Annotated in this window: 15 protein-coding genes; 5 read left to right on the top strand and 10 right to left on the bottom strand. The window is 62.9% G+C overall.

What is annotated here, in order from left to right:
* Positions 1 to 176: 176 nt before the first annotated feature.
* The 3 genes from ACYU7Q_RS17755 to msrA form a co-directional block, all read right to left on the bottom strand.
* Positions 177 to 1,331, bottom strand: coding sequence for a methionine aminotransferase (locus ACYU7Q_RS17755; protein ID WP_460610763.1), 1,155 nt, complete (start codon positions 1,329 to 1,331; stop codon positions 177 to 179).
* Positions 1,332 to 1,407: 76 nt separating this feature from the next.
* Positions 1,408 to 5,646: a PAS domain-containing sensor histidine kinase gene (locus ACYU7Q_RS17750; protein WP_460610761.1), complete on the bottom strand. Its 4,239-nt coding sequence runs from the start codon at positions 5,644 to 5,646 to the stop codon at positions 1,408 to 1,410.
* A gap of 158 nt (positions 5,647 to 5,804) precedes the next feature.
* Positions 5,805 to 6,479, bottom strand: a complete 675-nt coding sequence (gene msrA / locus ACYU7Q_RS17745; RefSeq protein ID WP_460610760.1) for a peptide-methionine (S)-S-oxide reductase — start codon at positions 6,477 to 6,479, stop codon at positions 5,805 to 5,807.
* A gap of 384 nt (positions 6,480 to 6,863) precedes the next feature.
* Here msrA and ACYU7Q_RS17740 point away from each other — a divergent pair, with 384 nt between their 5' ends.
* The 3 genes from ACYU7Q_RS17740 to ACYU7Q_RS17730 all read left to right on the top strand — a co-directional run bounded on the left by ACYU7Q_RS17740 (position 6,864) and on the right by ACYU7Q_RS17730 (position 8,836).
* Positions 6,864 to 7,262 (top strand): hypothetical protein, encoded by a 399-nt coding sequence (locus tag ACYU7Q_RS17740; protein ID WP_460610759.1) that lies wholly within the window; start codon positions 6,864 to 6,866, stop codon positions 7,260 to 7,262.
* Positions 7,263 to 7,319: 57 nt separating this feature from the next.
* Entirely contained in the window at positions 7,320 to 7,739 is a 420-nt protein-coding gene (locus ACYU7Q_RS17735; protein WP_460610758.1) for a hypothetical protein, read from the top strand.
* Positions 7,740 to 7,831: 92 nt separating this feature from the next.
* Positions 7,832 to 8,836: a fatty acid desaturase family protein gene (locus tag ACYU7Q_RS17730; RefSeq protein WP_460610757.1), complete on the top strand. Its 1,005-nt coding sequence runs from the start codon at positions 7,832 to 7,834 to the stop codon at positions 8,834 to 8,836.
* Positions 8,837 to 8,900: 64 nt separating this feature from the next.
* Here ACYU7Q_RS17730 and ACYU7Q_RS17725 read toward each other — a convergent pair whose 3' ends face one another.
* On the bottom strand, positions 8,901 to 9,311 hold the full coding sequence (locus ACYU7Q_RS17725; protein ID WP_460610756.1) for a hypothetical protein: 411 nt from the start codon (positions 9,309 to 9,311) through the stop codon (positions 8,901 to 8,903).
* A gap of 138 nt (positions 9,312 to 9,449) precedes the next feature.
* Positions 9,450 to 10,001: a YceI family protein gene (locus ACYU7Q_RS17720; RefSeq protein WP_460610755.1), complete on the bottom strand. Its 552-nt coding sequence runs from the start codon at positions 9,999 to 10,001 to the stop codon at positions 9,450 to 9,452.
* A 223-nt stretch (positions 10,002 to 10,224) separates the two neighbouring features.
* On the opposite strand from ACYU7Q_RS17720, the gene ACYU7Q_RS17715 reads away from it, so the two are divergent.
* Complete coding sequence (locus tag ACYU7Q_RS17715) at positions 10,225 to 13,098, top strand: TolB family protein (RefSeq protein WP_460610754.1); 2,874 nt, start codon at positions 10,225 to 10,227, stop codon at positions 13,096 to 13,098.
* A 105-nt stretch (positions 13,099 to 13,203) separates the two neighbouring features.
* On the opposite strand, the gene ACYU7Q_RS17710 is transcribed toward ACYU7Q_RS17715, so the two are convergent.
* Positions 13,204 to 14,037, bottom strand: coding sequence for an alpha/beta fold hydrolase (locus ACYU7Q_RS17710; RefSeq protein WP_460610753.1), 834 nt, complete (start codon positions 14,035 to 14,037; stop codon positions 13,204 to 13,206).
* Positions 14,038 to 14,474: 437 nt separating this feature from the next.
* On the opposite strand from ACYU7Q_RS17710, the gene ACYU7Q_RS17705 reads away from it, so the two are divergent.
* Positions 14,475 to 15,062, top strand: a complete 588-nt coding sequence (locus tag ACYU7Q_RS17705) for a YdeI/OmpD-associated family protein (protein WP_460610752.1) — start codon at positions 14,475 to 14,477, stop codon at positions 15,060 to 15,062.
* Positions 15,063 to 15,074: 12 nt separating this feature from the next.
* Here ACYU7Q_RS17705 and ACYU7Q_RS17700 read toward each other — a convergent pair whose 3' ends face one another.
* The 4 genes from ACYU7Q_RS17700 to ACYU7Q_RS17685 all read right to left on the bottom strand — a co-directional run bounded on the left by ACYU7Q_RS17700 (position 15,075) and on the right by ACYU7Q_RS17685 (position 17,963).
* On the bottom strand, positions 15,075 to 15,383 hold the full coding sequence (locus ACYU7Q_RS17700; protein ID WP_460610751.1) for a hypothetical protein: 309 nt from the start codon (positions 15,381 to 15,383) through the stop codon (positions 15,075 to 15,077).
* Between the two features lie 80 nt (positions 15,384 to 15,463).
* Entirely contained in the window at positions 15,464 to 15,925 is a 462-nt protein-coding gene (locus tag ACYU7Q_RS17695; protein WP_460610750.1) for a DinB family protein, read from the bottom strand.
* A gap of 29 nt (positions 15,926 to 15,954) precedes the next feature.
* Positions 15,955 to 16,761 (bottom strand): PhzF family phenazine biosynthesis protein, encoded by an 807-nt coding sequence (locus ACYU7Q_RS17690; RefSeq protein WP_460610749.1) that lies wholly within the window; start codon positions 16,759 to 16,761, stop codon positions 15,955 to 15,957.
* A 140-nt stretch (positions 16,762 to 16,901) separates the two neighbouring features.
* A complete protein-coding gene (locus ACYU7Q_RS17685) occupies positions 16,902 to 17,963 on the bottom strand; it encodes an NAD(P)H-dependent flavin oxidoreductase (RefSeq protein ID WP_460610748.1) in 1,062 nt (353 codons plus the stop codon).
* Between the last annotated feature and the right edge of the window lie 52 nt (positions 17,964 to 18,015).

The raw sequence follows: 18,015 nt of genomic DNA, 5'->3' as shown, positions 1-18,015 counted from the left end.
AGGTGGCATGCCTTTGTATACAAGGGAGGAGCTTCCAAATCATCGGGGTCTATGTAAGCTTCTGTCAACTTGCACAATCTCGGTCATCAGGTGTCACAAGCCGAAAATAGACCGGCCCGCTTTTCATAGAAAAGCAGGCCGTGCAAGTGAGCAATCTGAGAAAAAGCCATCCGCGGTTACGGCCGGAGCCGCGCCGCCGCTGCGTGCAGCGTGGCCGACTCTTTGGCGAAGCAGAACCGAATGAGGCCATCATCGAACCCATCATGGTAAAAAGCTGAGACTGGCACCACGGCCACGCCCTTGTCGCGGGCCAGAAACTGGGCGAAAGCCAGGTCGCTGGCGGGCGAGATAGCATCGTAGCGGGCCAGCTGAAAGTAGCCGCCGGGCACGGGCAATAAGTCCCAGCCCGCGCCCGCGAGCAAGGCCCGAAACTCGTCGCGTTTCTGCTGATAAAAGCCGGCCAGGCCGCGGGCGTGGGCATCGGTGGCATCGCCAGCGAGGGCATCGGCGAGGGCGTGCTGGGTGGGCGTGCTCACGGCGAAGGTGAGGAACTGGTGCACGCGGCGCACCTCGGCCGTGAGGGCGGGCGGGGCAATGCAGTAGCCCACTTTCCAGCCGGTGGCGTGGTAGGTTTTGCCAAAGGATGAAAGCACAAAGCTGCGCTCGCGCAAGGCCGGGTGCTGGCGGGCGCTTATGCGCGGCGCGCCGTCGAACACAAGGTGCTCGTACACTTCGTCGCTGAGCACCAGCGCGTCGGTGCCATCCAGCAGGCGTGCCAACTCCTGCCAGTCGTCGGCCGTGAAAACGGCGCCGCTGGGGTTGTGGGGGGTGTTCACTATCACCAAGCGGGTACGGGCCGTGAGCACGCGGCGCACGGCGTCCCAGTCGGGCCGGAAGTGTGGGGCGGGCAGGCGCGCGTAGCGCGGCACACCGCCCTGCAACCGGATGGCGGGGCCGTACAAATCATAGGCCGGCTCAAACACCAGTACCTCATCGCCGGGACGCACCACGGCGGCCAGCACGGCATACAAGGCCTCGGTGGCCCCGGCCGTGATGGTGATTTCGGTGGCCGGGTCGGGGGCGGGCGCATCGGCGTGGAGGCGGGCTACCTGGGCGGCAATGGCCTCGCGCAGCCGGGGCAGGCCCGGCATGGGCGCGTACTGGTGGTGGCCGGGGATGAGGGCGTGGCGGGCCAGGGCTTCGAGCAGTTCCTGCGGCGGGTCGTAATCAGGAAAACCCTGGGCAAGGTTGATGGCCCCGGTTTCCTGGGCCAGCAGGGTCATTTGGGTGAAAATGCTGACGCCAACGTCGGGGAGCTTGGATTGGAGCACGGGCGGGGAGGAGATGAGGTTTAAAGTGAGAACGTTATGCTGAGCGTAACCCAATTTACTGCAACCGTTCAGAGCCTCACAAATAAATCTGGAACGTGGTGCCTTCGTCCACCTTGCTGCTCACTTCGATGCGGCCGCCGTGGTTCTGCACAATGCGGTTGACGAGGTAGAGGCCCATGCCGGTGCCGTCGACGTGAGAGTGGAAGCGGCGGAACAGCTGGAACAGCTGCGGCCCAAAGCGGTCAAGGTCGATGCCCAGGCCGTTGTCCTGCACCGTGAGGGTGGGGCGGCCGGTAAGGGCATCGGGGGTGCTGCTGAGGCGGATGCGCGGCGGGCGGGCGGGAGCGGCATATTTCAGCGAGTTGCTGATGAGGTTGAACAGGACGCTTTGCAGGTTAGGCCGCACGAAATCAACGGCCGGGAAAGTGGCAAAATCCAGCTCAAAAGTGGCCTTGCTCTGCTCAATCTGGTCGTGCAGGCTGGCCGTTATTTCCCCCACCAGTTGGGCAAGGTCTACGGCTTCCACGGGCCGCTCCTGCTGCTGGCGCTGCACCTGCACAATGGCGCTGAGGTCGTCGATGGTGGCATAAATCCGGCCCAGGGCACGCTCGAAATAGTCGATGAGCTTGATGGCGTCGGGGTCGCGGAAATAGGCCGTGCGGGTCAGCTCGTCGAAAATGCCGGCCATGTTGTTGATGGGCTGCTTGAGGTCGTGCGAGGCCGTGTACACGAAGTTGTCGAGGTCTTCGTTGGTGCGCCTCAGGCGGGCGTTCTGCGCTTCGAGCTGCTGTTGCACCTGCTTGAATTCGTGCACGTCGGTATTAGCCCCCACCCAGAGGGCCACGGCGCCGTCCTTGTCGCGGATGGCTTCGGCGCGGGCCAGAAACCAGCGGTAGTGGCCCATCTGGTCGCGCCAGCGGTGCTCGGCTTCAAAGTCGGTACCCGTGGCCACGCTGTGCTTCCACAGGGCCATGGTATTCGCCAGGTCATCGGGATGAATAAACCGCTCCCAGCCCCAGTCGCGCATGGTTTCGAAGGTGCTGCCCGTGAGGTCGTACCAGCGTTGGTTGTAGTAGTTCACGCTGCCATCGGGGCGCGAGGTCCACGCCATTTGGGGCAGGGCTTCGAGCAGCTGCTTGAAGCGGGCCTGGCTGGCCAGCACCTGCTCCTGCAGCACGCGCTGCTGGTGCACGTCGGTGTTGGTGCCGTACCATTTCAGGATGCCTCCGCCGGGCGCGCGGCGCGCCTGGGCCTGGCCCAGAAACCAGCGGTACTGGCCGTCGTAGCGGCGCAGCCGGAACTCGGCCTCGTAGTAGCGCTGGCTGGCAATGGCGGCCTGCCACCGCTCCTGCATGAGGGCACGGTCGTCGGGGTGCACGAAGCTGAGCCAGTTCGCGGCGCCGTTCTTCTCCATGGCTTCGCCCAGGTAGGCGGCCGTGCGGTGGTTGTAGAAGTCCACGGTGCCATCGGGCCGGGCCGTCCATACCTGCTGCGGAATGCTCTCGGCCTGAATGCGTTGCTCTTCCTCACTCTCGGCCAGCTGGGTTTGCAGGCGGCGCAGCTCGGTCACGTCGGTGTTGGTGCCAAACCAGCGCACCACTTCGCCGGTGGCCGCGTCGCGGATGGGCCGGGCGCGGCTCAGAAACCAGTGATATGCGCCGTCGTGGCGGCGCAGCGGGAAGGTGTCTTCCCACGGCTGCCCGGCCTGGATGGCCGCCAGGTAGCGCGCATTCACGCCTTCCACCAGCTCGGGGTCGTGCACGGCCTGCCAGCCCGTGCCCTGCATGGTTTCCAGCGTAGTGCCCGTGAAGTCATACCAGCGCTGGTTGTACCAGAAAATATGCCCCGTGGCATCGGCCATCCAGGCCAGCTGGGACATTTTGTCGGCCAGCGCGGCAAAGTCGGTGCGGCTGCGGGCCAGTTCCTCGGTGCGCTCGTGCAGGTCGTGGATTTCCACGGTGGCCGCGCTGAAGCCCGCCAGCTGCCCGGCCGCATCGGTGTAAGGCTGAACCTTGGTCTGGAACCAGCGCAGCTCGCCATCGCGCCGGCGGCAGCGGAAGGTAGCTTCCCAGGCCTGGCCGGCGGCCATGGCGGCCTGGCCCACGGCGCTCACGGCGGCGCGGTCGTCGGGCGGGAGGGACTCCCAGGCCGAGTCGGGTGCGGCTTCGGGGTTCAGGCCGGTGTACTCGTAGAAGTATGGGTTGGTGTAGGTGATGGAGCCGCTGGGGTCGAAATTGAAGATGAACACCGGCACCGAAGCCGTGATGGCGTTCACCTGCTCGTTGCGGCGGCTCATTTCGGCGGCCAGGGCCTCGGCGCGCTGGCGGGCGTACACGCGCTCAGTTACTTCCAGCGCAAAATTAAGCACGCCGTACACCTGGTTCTCGTCGTCGCACAGGGGCACCAGACTCAGGTCGAAGTATTGCTCGGTATACGCGTCGGTGGGAGATTGGCCCGGCAGCCGGATGAGCATTTCGTGCCCCACAAACGGCTCGCCGGTCTGGTACACGCGGTCGAGAAGCTTCAGAAAGCCCTGTTTCGCTACTTCGGGCTGCGCTTCGGCCACGGGCTGGCCCAGGCGGGGGCGAGGGCTCATTAACTCATTATACCCGGCGTTGAAGAACGAGTAGCGGTGGTCGGGGCCCTCAAACGTGGCAATAAAGGCCGGGGCCTGAGCCAGAATCTGGCTCAGCTGCCGGTCCTTGATTTCGAGGCGGTACCGGGCCTCGTGCAGCTCGTGAATGTCGAGGTCGGAGCCGAACCACTGGCGGGAGAGGCCCACGGCATCGGCCAGCGGCTCGGGCACGCCCTGGCTCATAAACCAACGGTACTCACCGTCGTGGCGGCGCAGGCGCAGCTCGTAGCGCCACGGCGTGCCGGCGGCCAGCGCGGCGCTGTAGGCCGTGGCCACGCGGGCGGTATCGTCGGGGTGCAGGCAGGCGGCCCACACCTCGGCCAGGTCGTCGGTGGGCCGGGTGCCGGTGTAGGCGTACCACTGCGGGCTGAGGTAGAGCACTTCCCCGGCCTGGTCGCTGATGAAGGTGATGGACGGCAGGCTCTCGGTAACGCGGCGCAGGCGCTGGTCGGCGGCGTGGGCCTGGGCCTGCAGGGCTTCGCTGCGCTGGCGGGCCCGTACCTGTTCCGTCACGTCGAGGCTGTAGGCTAGCACGCCGGGGGCCGCCCCGGGTTCGCCGGCCAGCGGCAGGTAGCCGAAGTTGTTGTAATGCTCCCGGGGCTCGCCGGTGGCGGGGTCGGTCAGGATAGAATGCTCTTCGTGGCCCAGTATGGGCTGGCCGGTGGCCACCACTTGCTCCAATAATTTCAGGTAGCCCTGCTCGGCAATTTCGGGCAGGCTTTCGGCCACGGTGGTGCCCACGCCGGCGCGCGGCCCCATCATCTCGCGGGCGCGGGCCGAGAGAAAGGTGAACCGGAAATCGGGGGCTTCCATCGAGGTGATGGTGAGCGGCAGCTGGTCGAGGATGCGCTGCATGTGGCGCTGCTGGACGCCCACCTGCAGCTGGGCGCGGTGGCGGGCATCCACGTCGGTGCACAGGCCAAACCAGCGCTGCACCTGCCCATCGGCCCCGCGCTGCGCCACCACCTGCGAGATAAACCAGCGGTACTCGCCATCCGTGCCCCGCATCCGGAATTCCAGTTCAAAGGGCTGGGTGCTTTGCAGCGCCGCGCCCCACTGGGCATACATGCCTGCCAGGTCATCGGGGTGAATAATTTGTTGCCACAAGGCAGCTTTTTCGTCCTCCGACATTAGCAGCACGTCGTGGCCGGTGTAGGCAATGAAGCGCTGATTGGTGTAGTCGGCTTTGCCGTCGGCATTGGTCGCCCAAATGAGCTGGGGCAGGCTTTCAGCCAAAAACCGGAACCGTTCCTGCTCCTGCGTGGCCACCTGCTGGCTGCGCACCTGCGGCGTCACATCGAGCAGGCGCAGCAGCACGTACTGCAGCCGCTCCTGCGGCACGGGCTGCAACGTGGCCTGCCAGTAGCCGTGCGGCGGGGCCAGGCCGGTGAGTACCGGGTCAGGCATCAGCACCTGGGCCGTGCCGGCCAGCGCGGCGGCCAGCGCCGGACCCCAGGCCGCATTGGCCGCCAGCAGGTGTCCGCCCGTTTCAATGGCCGTGCGCAGGGCCGCCAGCGGCTGGCCAATGAGGGCTCCGGGCGTGCTGCCGACGGGTAGCAGGGCGGCCATGGCCGCGTTCAGGTGCAGCACCGTGCCGTCGGGGGCCAGTACGCCATGGGGCGCGGGCAGCAGCGAAAACAGCAGCTCAAAATCCAGCGCGGGTGGAGTGGCAACAGACATACTTAACGGACGGGTCATTCAACCGAAGCAGACTACCAGCCGGCTACTTCTGCTTTCAAAGATAGGCCGCTGGGCGTGCGTGCACAGCGGCTATCAAAAAGCCCCGGCCGTTGCAGGTCGGGGCTTTTTGAGTAGTGCGTCAATTGAACAGTCGGCAGCTACAACGGGTTTTTGAGGTCTTGCGGAAACAGCTTTTGCACGTGCTCCACTTTGTGCGCCGAAACGTGGGCGATGTAAGGGTTTTCGGGGTGCAGGCGGTAGTAGCCCTGGTGATAGTCCTCGGCGGGCCAGAACTTCTGGAACGGCACCACCTGGGTCACAATCTTGCCGTCGTATTCTTTCGAGGCATTGACCCGGGCAATGGTGGTTTCCAGGATTCTCTTTTCCTCCGGGGTGCGGTAGAACGCGGCCGAGCGGTACTCCGGCCCGGCGTCCGGTCCCTGGCGGTTCAGCTGGGTGGGGTCGTGCGAGGCGGTGAAGAAAATATCGGCCAGCTTCTGGTAGCTGATGACTTTGGGGTCGTAGTAAATCTGCACCGTTTCGGTGTGGCCGGTGGTTTTGTCGGCCACCTCCTCATAAGTAGGGTTGGCTTTGGTGCCGCCGGCGTAGCCGCTCACCACCTGCTTCACGCCCTTTATCTGCTCAAAAGCTTCTTCCTGGGCCCAGAAGCAGCCACCCGCGAAGGTAGCCACGGCCAGCCCCGTCAGGTTGGTCGGCGCGAAGCCCGCCGTGGAGCGTGGCGGGTTCTGGGCATCGGCGGGCTGCTGCGAGCCGCAAGCAAACGTGAAGGCCAGCAGGCCAATGCCAAGCAGGGATTTCAATTGACTTTTCATGAAAATGATGACGAAGAGAGGAATGCTAATAAGGAGTTGCTGCGTCGGTAGACGCGGCTGCGCCGCCGGCCTTACAGCCCGCGCCCATCTGCTTGAGTACCATGTACGGCCCCGGGCGCGGTCCGGGTTGGCAGGGTTGCGTGGCTATTGGGCGGGCATGCAAACGTAGCCAAGCCCTGAAGGGGCTGGTGGCAAATTTATTCGCCAGATTCCCGGGCCTGCCCATATTTATGACGTTGCCTATCCGTATTTATGCCAGCGTTATAACCGTTCTATCATGGTTTTGAAGTGCTCAGGTCTATAAAATCGGTAAAAGTGAATAATGTGCGCATCTTTTGCTGCGTATTTCACGTAGCAGGCGCTGTTGCCGTCCAGCCTGTCGCTATGTCTTTACAAACTTTACTAGAAGCACCACATATCACCATTTCCTACGACCATCTGAATGAGTGGATTCTGGCCGACTGGCACGGCGACCAGAACCTGGCCAGCGTGCAGCACGGCGGCCAGGAAATGCTGAGGCTATTGCAGGTGCAGCATTGCCACAAAGTGCTGAACGACAACACCCGCGTGACGAGCATGTGGAGCGAAGCCGCCGAGTGGGCCGGCACGGAGTGGTTTCCAGCCATGACGGCCGCCGGCCTGCAGTACTTCGCCTGGATATACTCGCCCAACATCTACAGCCGCCTCTCCACCGACCTCACCCTGCAGTTCACGGCTGGCCAGCCCGTGGTGGCCACCTTCGACGACATCGACACGGCCAAAGCCTGGCTGATGCAGCTGTAGCTGCTGGGATTTTTCAGTAGGTTTGGGATGTTATAATCCTTCTTCGCTATTTCCTCCGTGCAACCTGCTGATATCCTCACCTTTCGCCGCCCCGATGGCCACGTATTCCTTACGGCCACCCGCGACCGGGTGAATAACTGGATTCACGCGGAATGGTCGGGCGTGCAAACCCTGGCGACCATCCAGACCGGCGGTCTGGCTTACATCGACATGCTCCGCGCCGAGCCCTGCCCCAAGCTGCTCAACGACCACCGCGAGCTGGTGGGCCGCTTCGTGGATGCCAACGACTGGGTGGCTCAGGTCTGGACGCCGCGCATCATGCAGGCCGGCCTGCGCTACTTTGCCCAGGTGCTGGCCCCGGGCGTTTTTGGGCAGCTCTCGATGCAGGATTTGCACCAGCGCATCAGCGACCAGTTTGAGATAAAAATGTTTGACCGCCTGGAGGACGCCGAAGACTGGCTGCGCAGCCTGCCGTAGCGCCCCCGGCGTTTCAGGCTGAACCTATTTGCCGTATTTTTGTCTGAAAGGCCGGGCGCGTCCCTACTCATTGCGCCCGCTTTCTGCTTCTTATGGCATCAGCACCTACCGCTTTCACCGTGGCCACGGCCCCCGAGCCGCACCGCATCCGCACCCGCCAAATCATCAAGGCCCACCCCGAGGTGAAGCAGCTGATGACGCGCAACCCCACCACCTTCCTCATCGGCCTGGGCTGCGTGGTGGCCCAGGTGGCCATTGCGTATTTCCTGCGGGATAAAGCCTGGTACTGGACCATTCCGGCGGCGTATCTGGTGGGGGCGTTTTTTTCGCACACGCTGTTTGTGGTGATTCACGAAGCGGCTCACAACCTGGTGTTCCGGAAGATATGGCAGAACGTGGCCACCGGCATTCTGGCCAATTTCCCGTCGGTTTTTCCCACGGCCATCAGCTTCAAGAATTTCCACATCAAGCACCACGTTTTTCAGGGCGTGCACGAGCTGGACGCCGACCTGCCCGACTGGTACGAGGCCAAGCTGATTCATAATTACAGCATTGGCAAGGCCATCTGGCTGTTTTTCTTCCCGCTGTTTCAGGTAATTCGCACGGCGCGCTGCCGCGAGGTGGCGACCATTGATAAGTACGTGGCCGCCAATATTGTGGCCCAGGTGGCCTTCGATGTGGCCATCGTGTACTTCTTCGGTTGGACGGCGCTGCTGTACCTGTTCCTCAGCTTCTGGTTTTCCGTCGGCCTGCACCCGCTGGGCGCCCGCTGGATTCAGGAACACTACCTCACCCTCAGCCCCGAGCAGGAAACCTATTCCTACTACGGCCGCCTCAACGGCATCAACCTCAACGTGGGCTTCCACAACGAGCACCACGACATGCCCAGCATTCCGTGGAACAACCTGCCCAAGCTCAAAACCGTGGCCCCCGAGTTCTACGAGCCGCTGCTGGCCCACACCAGCTACACCAAGCTCTTCTTTAAATTCCTGTTCGACCAGGAAATCAGCCTTTACTCGCGCATCATGCGCAAGGAGCGCGGCACGGCCACCCTCAAAGACCAGAGCGTGCCGGACAAGGAATTACTGTCGGCGTAAAGCTAGTGAACCACAAAAAAGGCGGCCCATCGGGCCGCCTTTTTTGCTTTTTTACAATTGGCCGCTACTTGGCGCGGGCCGAGTCACAGCTTATGGTCGACACATTGCTGAGAGACAGGATGGGCACGGGGGTAGTAGTGCCGTCCGCCGCCAGGCAGGCGGCCACCGCCGGAGTAGAAGCCGGGGTGTAGGTGAAATACAGCACTTGTCCCACCTGGCTTATGTTGCGCAAGCTGGCCGGATTGGCCACGGCGATGACGTTGTTGCCAAGGAAGCGGTTGCCCGCTATCGACACGGCCCGCGCGCCGATGGGGTACGCCGCGTCCACCTCAATCAGGGGGCCCATCATGCAGGTATAGGCCACCACTTTGCCGCTGTAGCAGCTCGGTGCGGGGGTGGCACAGTCTTTTTTGCAGCCGAGGAAAGCGCCGGCCAGCAGTGCGGCCAGGAAGAAGGAGAATGTGTTGCGTAGCATGGGCCGGCAGTTTAAAATGTGGAAGAATCGGGTTCAGGGCGTTGACCGCCGCCGGACTTGCCGCGTTGCATGCCCACAAAAAAAGACGGCCGTTCCAATGGGAACGGCCGCCTTGCTGCTCGGTCAGAAACCGGCTAATTACGCCTGCTTCACGAACTGCACGTTGAAAATCAGCTTCACGTCGTCGCCCACCACGATGGAGCCAGCTTCCGTGACGGCGCCCCAGGTCAGGCCAAATTCCTTGCGGTTGATTTTGCCGGTTACCTCGAAGCCAGCCTTGTGGTTGCCGTAGAAATCGACGGCCGAGCCGCCGTATTCGGCTTCCAGGGTCACGGGCTTGGTCACGTCCTTCACGGTCAGGTTGCCGGTTACCTTGTACTCGTTGCCGCCGGTTTTCACGAAGGAAGTCGACTCAAACTTGATTTTCGGGAACTTAGCCGAATCGAAGAACTCCTCGCCGCGCAGGTGGGCGTCGCGCTGCTCCTGGTTGGTATTGATACTTTCCACATCAAGCGAAAAATCTACTTTGGCATTCTCAAAGTTGTCGTCGCTGGCCGATTCCAGCGTGCCGGCGAAGGTGTTGAACGAGCCGGTGACGGTGGAAATAACCAGGTGCTTGATTTTGAACTGTACTTCGGAGTGCGTAGGGTCGAGCACCCATTTGGTGGCGGTGGCGGTGGTTTCGGACATGGCGTTGGGGGTTGAAAAGGTGAATTGAGAATACAAAGATAATCAATGTTGCTACATTTGATGTCGCTACATCAATTATTTTTTAGCTTAACGCATCCGGCCTCCGAAAGTTCAGAAGTCTGGGCCCAAACGCAACGGCTGGCCCCGTTGGCATCGGTACTGCCGCTGCATGACGTTCTTTAGTGCCCAATTTATCTATTCCCGCCGATTCCATCCGCTACCCATGCGTCGTTTGTTGCTGCCGGGGCTGCTGAGCCTGGTTTTTACTGCTCCGGCCCACGCCCAAAGCCTGCCCATCCTGCCCCAAAACCCGCCCGAGCTGCGCTGGCGCGAGGTCCGCACGCCGCATTTTCGGGTGCTCTACGCGGGCGGGATTGACTCGGCCGCGCAGCACACGGCCGCCCGGCTGGAGCAGCTGCACGGCCCCGATGTGGCCACGCTGGGCGTGAATCCGCGCCCCATTGCGGTGGTGATGCAGAACCAGACCACGGTCAGCAACGGCTTCGTGACGTTTTTGCCCCGGCACGCCGAGTTTTTTACCACGCCGCAGCAGGGGTTTGGGCTGGGCACCGTGGACTGGCTCGATGGACTGGCGGTGCACGAGTTCCGGCACGTGGGGCAGTTCGAGAAGGCGCGGCAGGGCGTGGGCCGGGTGCTGGGGCCGTTGTTTGGCGATGGGGCGCTGGGCATTGCGGCGGTGGGCGTGCCGCAATGGTTTTTTGAGGGCGACGCCGTGGGCACCGAAACGGCCCTGACGCGCAGCGGGCGCGGGCGCATTCCCAATTTCAACGTGGGCCTGCGCGCCAACCTGCACAGCGGCTTCAACTACAGCTACCAGAAGGCCGTGAACGGCTCGCTGCGCGACAACGTGCCCGACTGGTACGTGCTGGGCTACTTCATGACTTCGTACCTGAAAGCCCACTACGGCCCCGATGTGTGGGCCAAGGTGCTGGACAACTATTACCGGTTTCCATTCTACCCGTTCTCGTTTTCCAACGGCATCCGGCGCACCACCGGCCTGCGGGTGGAACAGGTGTACGCGCGCAGCATGGCCGAAATCGACTCGCTGTGGTGGGTGCAGCAGCGGGAGCAGCCCACCACCACGCCGGTGCGGGAGCTGCGGCAGGCCGGGGTTGGAAAAATTTTCACCCAATACCAATACCCGCAGTACGTGAACGACAGCACGGTGCTGGCCCTGAAAACCGGCCTCGCCATCATCCCCCGCTTCGTGCTGCTGAGCCGGCACGGAGCCGAGCAGACGGTGTTCACGCCGGGCCAGCTGAACATTCCCGAGATGCTGTCGGTGGGTGGCGGCCGGGCCGTGTGGCCCGAGTACCAGCAGCATGCCCGCTGGGGCCAGCGCATTGCTTCTGAGCTAAAAGTGCTGGACCTGAAAACCGGCCGGCTCACGCGCATCGGCAAGGGGCTGCGGTATTCGGCCGCCGCGCTTTCGCCCGATGGGTTGCGGCTGGTGGCCGTGCGGGAGAATGCCGATTACCATCATGCCCTCGTTATTCTGGATGCCCAAACCGGGGCCGAAATCCAGACCCTGCCCAACCCCGCCAACGACTTCTACCAGCAGCCCCGCTGGCACCCCGACGGCCGCCGCCTGGTAGCCGTGACGCTGAGCGCCGCCGGCAAAACTATTGCCGTCATTGACCCTACCACCGGCACTTCAAAAGCCCTGCTGCCCGTGGCCAATCTCAACCTGGCTAACCCGCAGCCCTGGCGCGATTTCGTGCTCTACAACTCGGCCCAGTCGGGCATCGACAACATTTACGCCGTGAGCGCCCGCACCGGCCAGACCTACCGCGTCACGGCCCGGCCATTCGGGGCGTACCAAGCGGCCGTCTCGCCCGGTGGGCGCACGCTGGCCTTCCACGACTACCGGGCCACCGGGGCGCAGGTGGTCGAAATGCCGCTCGATACCACGGCCTGGGTACCGGTGCCCACCGCCACGGCCGATATTCCTGGCCCCTACGCGGCGGCTCTCACGGCGCAGGAGCCGGCCGGCAAGCTGGTGCCGCGCCTGCTGGCGGCCCGGCCCGATTCGGCCTTGCCGCGCTATGGCGTGCGGCGGTACCGGCCGCTGGCGCATGCTTTCAACCTGTTCAGCTACGGCGTGGTGCAGAGCCCGAGCGGCAATACGGTGAGCGTGGGCCTGCGCTCGCAGGACTTGCTGAACACCACGCAGGCCTTCGCCGGGCTGGGGTACGACCAGGTGGAGCGTACCTTCAACGTGACCGGCGCGCTCAGCTACCAGGGGCGCTTCCCGGTGCTGGATGCGGATGTGACGTATGGCGGGCGCGACGCGGCCATCATTTACCGGGGAGCTACCTACCGTGACCAGTGGCAGTACGCCCGCCTCACGGCCGGGCTGCGGCTGCCGCTCAACCTCACGCATTCCAAATTTCTGGAAGCCATGTCGCTGGGCACCTACTTCCTGCACGAGCAGGTGTACGGCTACGACCTGCCCGTCCGGAAGCTTTCCGATGTCAGCCCCAACGCGCCCCTCAATGCCCTGCAAACCACCCTCAGCTACGTGAAGCAGCGCAAGGCGCCGGCGCGGGGCATTGCGCCCACGCTGGGCTATACTTTTTTGGGCACATGGCGTACCACGCCGTTTGGCACCGGGCTGGAGGCGCGGCAGCTAGCGGCGCAGGCCAGCGCGTTTTTGCCGGGGCTGTGGCGGCATCACGCCATCCGGGTGCGGGCCGGTTACCAGTGGCAGGACCAGATGCAGTACCAGTTTGCGCCCGCCGTGTCATTCCCGCGCGGCGAGGGCTACACCAGCTTCGACCGCCTGGGAGTGAGCAGCCTGGACTATTTCCTGCCGTTGGGCTATACCCATTGGGAACTGGGCCGGCTGCTGTATGTGCAGCGCCTGCGGGCCACCGTGTTCGGCGATTTTGCCCAGGGCAATGATTTCCGGGGCACCGCCGCGCAGCTCAACTACCGCAACGTGGGGGCCGATTTGCTGGTGCTCTTCAACGTGCTGCGGCTGCGTACGCCCGTAGAGGCGGGGGTGCGGGTGGTGTACCGCTCGGCGGTGCAGCAGTGGGTGGTGGAGCCGCTGGCGTTCAGCATTCGGCTGTAAAAGTTGGGGAAAAGGAGAGCGGAACGAACAAAAAAGGCCGTCATGCTGAGCGTAGTCGAAGCATGACGGCCTTTTTTGGCGATGCCCCTTACAAAGCCAAACGTCTTACAGCACCGTTTCCTCGTGCAGGAAATGGTCAATGGCCGCCAGGGTTTGCTGCGGGGCGCTGAGGTGGGGCAGGTGGCCGTTGGTTTCGATGACGACCATGCGGCTGTCGGCCAGTTGCTCGTTGATGTAGTGGCCCACGGCCAGCGGCGCGATGACATCGTGCGCCGACTGAATGATAAGCGTGGGAATGGTGAGGAAACCCAGCTCGGCGCGGGTGTCGGAGAAGAAGGTGACGCGGGCGAAATGCTTGGCGATTTCGGGGTTGGTGCGCACGAAGCTGTTGGTGAGGGCCATCACCAGCTCGGGCGATTCTTGCTCGCCCACCATCACGGGCGAGAAACCGTGCGACCAGCCGTTGTAGTCGGCCTCCATGGCGGCCAGCAATTCGCTGATGTCCTTTTGCTCGAAGCCGCCGGAGTAGCCCTTTTCGTTGATGAAGCGGGGCGAAGGCGAGATGAGAACCATTTTAGCGAAGCGCTGGGGCTCGCGCACGGCGGCAATCACGCCAATCATGCTGGCCACGGAATGGCCTACGAACACGACATCGTGCAGGGCCAGGGCGCTGAGTACGCCCAGCAGGTCGGTGGCGTGGCCGTCAAGGGTGCTGTGGGCCACAGTCGGCTGGTAGGCACTGAGGTCGGACTGGCCGGCCCCAATCAGGTCGAGGAGGATAACCTGGTACCGGTCTTCAAAGGCGGGGGCTACGAGGCGCCAGTCGTGCTGGTCGCCGCCGAGGCCGTGCAGGAAGACGATGGCCTGGGTGCCGGGGCCGGTGGCACCGGAAATGGTAACGTTGCTGCGCTCGAGAATAGTGGTACTGGATGGGCTCATGGGGTGAGAGGGGGATGGGCTGGGGTAATTGGGTAAGCTAACATACTACACATTTTGTCTCATTGGATTGAGGTGATGATTATTATAACTGATAAAGGTTTTGGGGCTAACCCTGTCCGTTTTTCTTATAACAATTAGTCAGGGAATTAGTGGGGGCAATTGCCGGGCTTTGCGTTGGGGACATTCTCAGGGTAATGGGCGTAGCGCGAAAAATGCAGCCATGAAAGCCTCTAATCCGCACGACACTACCAGTTTCGGCAGCGAGGCGGTGACACGAAGACAAAAGTGCCCGTAGCATCGGAGCCTGGGTTTAGCTTCGCTTTGGGAAAAAGCCGCCCGCTTCCGGTTGGGGAGTGGGCGGCTTTTTACTTTATAATTGCATCAACCGAACAGGTGCAAGCCTACGCCTGGGAAAGCGCACTTCAATTAATCAATAGATGAACAGCACGAATCCTGCCGTCGATTTCTATTTCAATAAAAACAAAAAGTGGCTGGTGGAGCTGGAGCACCTGCGCACGTTTGTGCTGGACTGTGGGCTGACTGAGGAATTGAAGTGGGGCGTGCCTTGCTACACGTTTCAGCAAAAGAACATCTGCCTGCTACACGTATTTAAAGAATACTGTGCGCTTATGTTTTTCAAAGGGGCCTTGCTGAAGGACGCCCAAGGAATTCTAACCCAACAAACGGAGAATACGCGGGCCACGCGCCAGATTCGGTTCACCAATGTCTCGGAAATAGTGGCGCTGGAATCCAGCCTGAAAGCCTATGTTCAGGAGGCTGTTGAGGTGGAAAAGAGTGGTTTGAAAGTGGATTTCAAAACGGATGCAGAGCCCCTGATTCCGGAAGAATTTCAGCATAAATTAACTGAAATCCCCGCCTTGAAAACGGCTTTTAACGCCCTGACGCCAGGACGGAAGCGTGCGTATCTGCTTTATTTTTCGGCCGCCAAGCAGTCTAAAACCCGGGAGTCAAGGGTTGAAAAATGGCTGCCGCAAATCCTTAGTGGGAAGGGGCTGGACGATTAGTCGGCCGCCAGGCTATTGCCCACCGACGTACTGCTGGGCGGCCTGGGCGTAGGCCGGCCACTGGTCTTGGTAGGTTGCGGGCACTTGCACCCATTCTTTCATCGGGCGGTTTTTGCCGGAGGGGTCGAATAAGTGGGCGCCGTCGAGGCTTAGGGCTTCGTGGTGATGGTCGCCGGGGAGCTTGAACACCATTTCGTTTTGGAAAAAGCAGATGAAGGCTTTGCCGTTGGTCTTGAAGCAGGGCTTGCCGAATAGCTGGCTTGGGGCGGCATCCGGCAGGGCCTGGCCGATGGAAAGGTAAAGGGCTTCTGCTGGGGTCATGGGGCCGGGCGGGGAGCTGAGTGGCGGGTTGAGATTTGAGCCAAAATTAGCGGCAGGGAGGCGTCAGGCGGGGCGGCCATTTAGTCTTCGGATAGGGGATTATCCAGTAACCGGCGGTGGTAATTGATTTGGCCGAGGTGGTAGGCCAGGTGGGAGGCCAGATGCACGAGGAAATACCCCGTGGAAGTCTTCGCTTCGAACACCAGAAGGGGGTATTCGGCGTCGAGCTGGGCGGCGGGGAGGTCGGCCAGCGCGGCATCGACCACGACGAGGGTTTCGGCAATCTTTTCGAGCAGCTCCGCGCGGGGAATGTCGCGCAGGGAGAACTCCAGGTCGCGGTGCCGCACGTAGCCGCTGTGGCCCAGCTCGGCCCCGATGTAGGTGTTGAGGTTGCCCACCAGGTGCAGGCACAGGTTGCCGGCCGAGTTGCTGATGTCGGGTGCGGTGCGCCACAGGGCGGGTTCGTGGTGGTAGGCTTCGATTTCCTGTTTCAGCTTGTTCAGGTCGCGGGCGAAGAGGGTGCGGAGGGTGGCGATGAGCATGGCGGGAGTGGATAAGCAGGGAGAATTAATTAGTCGAAAGCCACCAGACTGCCTTCGAGGACAATGCGGGCCTGGCTGGTGAGCAAGACCTTATCGTCCCGCAGCTCGACCTGCATGGAGCCGGTGCGGGCCGATGATTGGAAGGCCTGCATCAGCGGCTTGTGGAGCCGGGTGGCCCAGTATTTGGCGAGGAAGGTTTGCACGCCGCCCGTGACGGGGTCTTCGTTGGTGCCGGCCCAGGGCCAGAAATAGCGGTAGTGGTAGTCGTAGGCCGGGGTGCTGCCGGGGGCCGTCACCAGCACGCCGTTGATGCCGGTGTGAGACTGAAGCAGGGCGGCGAAATCGGGCCGGAGGGCGACCAGCAGCTGGTCGTCGGCAATTTCGAGGAGGACAATCTTGTTTTTTGGGCTAAATGCGGTGTTTACCACTGCGGGCAGCCCCAGGGCGGCCAGCAGGGCCGGTGGCGCGGTCGCGGCCACGGTGTCATACACCGGGAAGGTCATGGTGATGTCGTCGCCCCGGCGGGTGATGCCGAGGTCGACCTGCTCGTGGGTGAGGAAGTGAATTTCGGTTTGCGTTGTTTGGCTGAACAGCACTTTGGCGGCGGCCAGGGTGGCGTGGCCGCACAGCGGAATCTCCTGCTTCGGCGAGAAATACCGGATGGCGTAGGTGCCGGCGGCGCTGGTTTCGCGCACGAAAGCCGTTTCGGAAAGCCCGAATTCCTGCGCTATTTTCAGCATGGCCCCGGCACTTATTTCCCGCCGGGGGAAGCACACCCCGGCCGGATTGCCCTTGAATGGTTCTTGCGTAAAGGAGTCCACGATATAAGTTTCCATCGGCGGTTGTCAGCGGGAAGCGAAAGCGGCTGTGCTGCTGCGGAGGGCAAAGCTAGAGCGGTTCTCAGATTGATGGGTACGGCACCGCCCCTACATCGTCCGCTGTGCACCGGCCCTGAAACTGCTCCAGGGGCACCGAGCTAGCCAAGGGCGAGCCGAAGCTCAGCGGCCAATGCGCGCACCAGCTCGGCGGCCGGAAGTGCCCGCGCCCGGCCGGCCCCGGTGCCCGCCCATTGCACGGCAAATCCGAGCTCGTTGGCTTGCTGGGCAGCGGCTACCAGGGCTTTGCCGGCCGCATACGCCCGGGAATAGGCGGCGACTGGCGGCCGGCCGGGTTGGTCTATTTCCTCGGTGAAGCGGTTGACCAGACCCCGCGCGGGCCGGCCGGAAATCACGGCGGTGAGGGCGGTGGGTAGGGGCGGCTGTTGCAGAAGTGCCGCCCGATACGCCGCCGAAGCACTGGATTCGGGACAGCCCACGAAGGCGGTGCCCAGCTGGGCAGCCACGGCGCCCGCCCGCAAAGCCGCCGCAATGTCGGCCCCGTCCATGATTCCACCGGCGGCTACCACCGGGAGGCGTACGTTGCGCACCAGGTAGCGGGTCAGGTCCAGGGTCGAAATGCCGGGCTCTATTTCCTGGTTGAAGGTGCCGCGGTGGCCGCCGGCTTCCACGCCCTGGGCCAATAGTACGTCAACGCCAGCGGCTTCGGCGGCTTGTGCTTCGGCCGGGGATGTCACGCAGGCCAGCAACAGGATGCCTGCCTGGCGCAGAGCCGCGAGTTGGGCGGCGGTGGGCATGCCGAAGTGGAAGCTCACCACGCGGGGCCGGGCCTGCACCAGCACGGCCAGCAGCGCGTCATTGACCAGAAAGCTGGGGTAAAGTTCTTCCAGGCACGGCGGCGGGGTGCTGTGCAGCGCGGTGAAGAAGGGCTTCAGATAAGCCAGCCATTGGGCATCCTGCGCCGGGTTGGGCGCGGCGGGCTGGTGGCAAAACACGTTGACGTTGAACGGCCGGGTAGTGGCCGCGTGCAGTTCTGCTAGCTGCTTCGCCACCGTTTCGGCGGCGGGAATGGCGCCCGTGGCAAACGACCCCAGCGCCCCGGCCTCCAACACCGCCGCGGCCAGTGCCACCGTCGACACACCCGCCATCGGTGCCTGGATGATGGGGTGGGAGAGGCCCAACTGTTCACAAAAGGCGTTCATTGGAGCATTGGAGAAGGGTAGGTCGTTTAGGGCAACAAGCTGGCAGAGCAAA

This window comes from Hymenobacter terrigena (assembly GCF_054776515.1).
The sequence above is the reverse complement of the archived record's forward strand: the minus strand, read 5'-3'. Positions and strand labels throughout refer to the sequence as shown.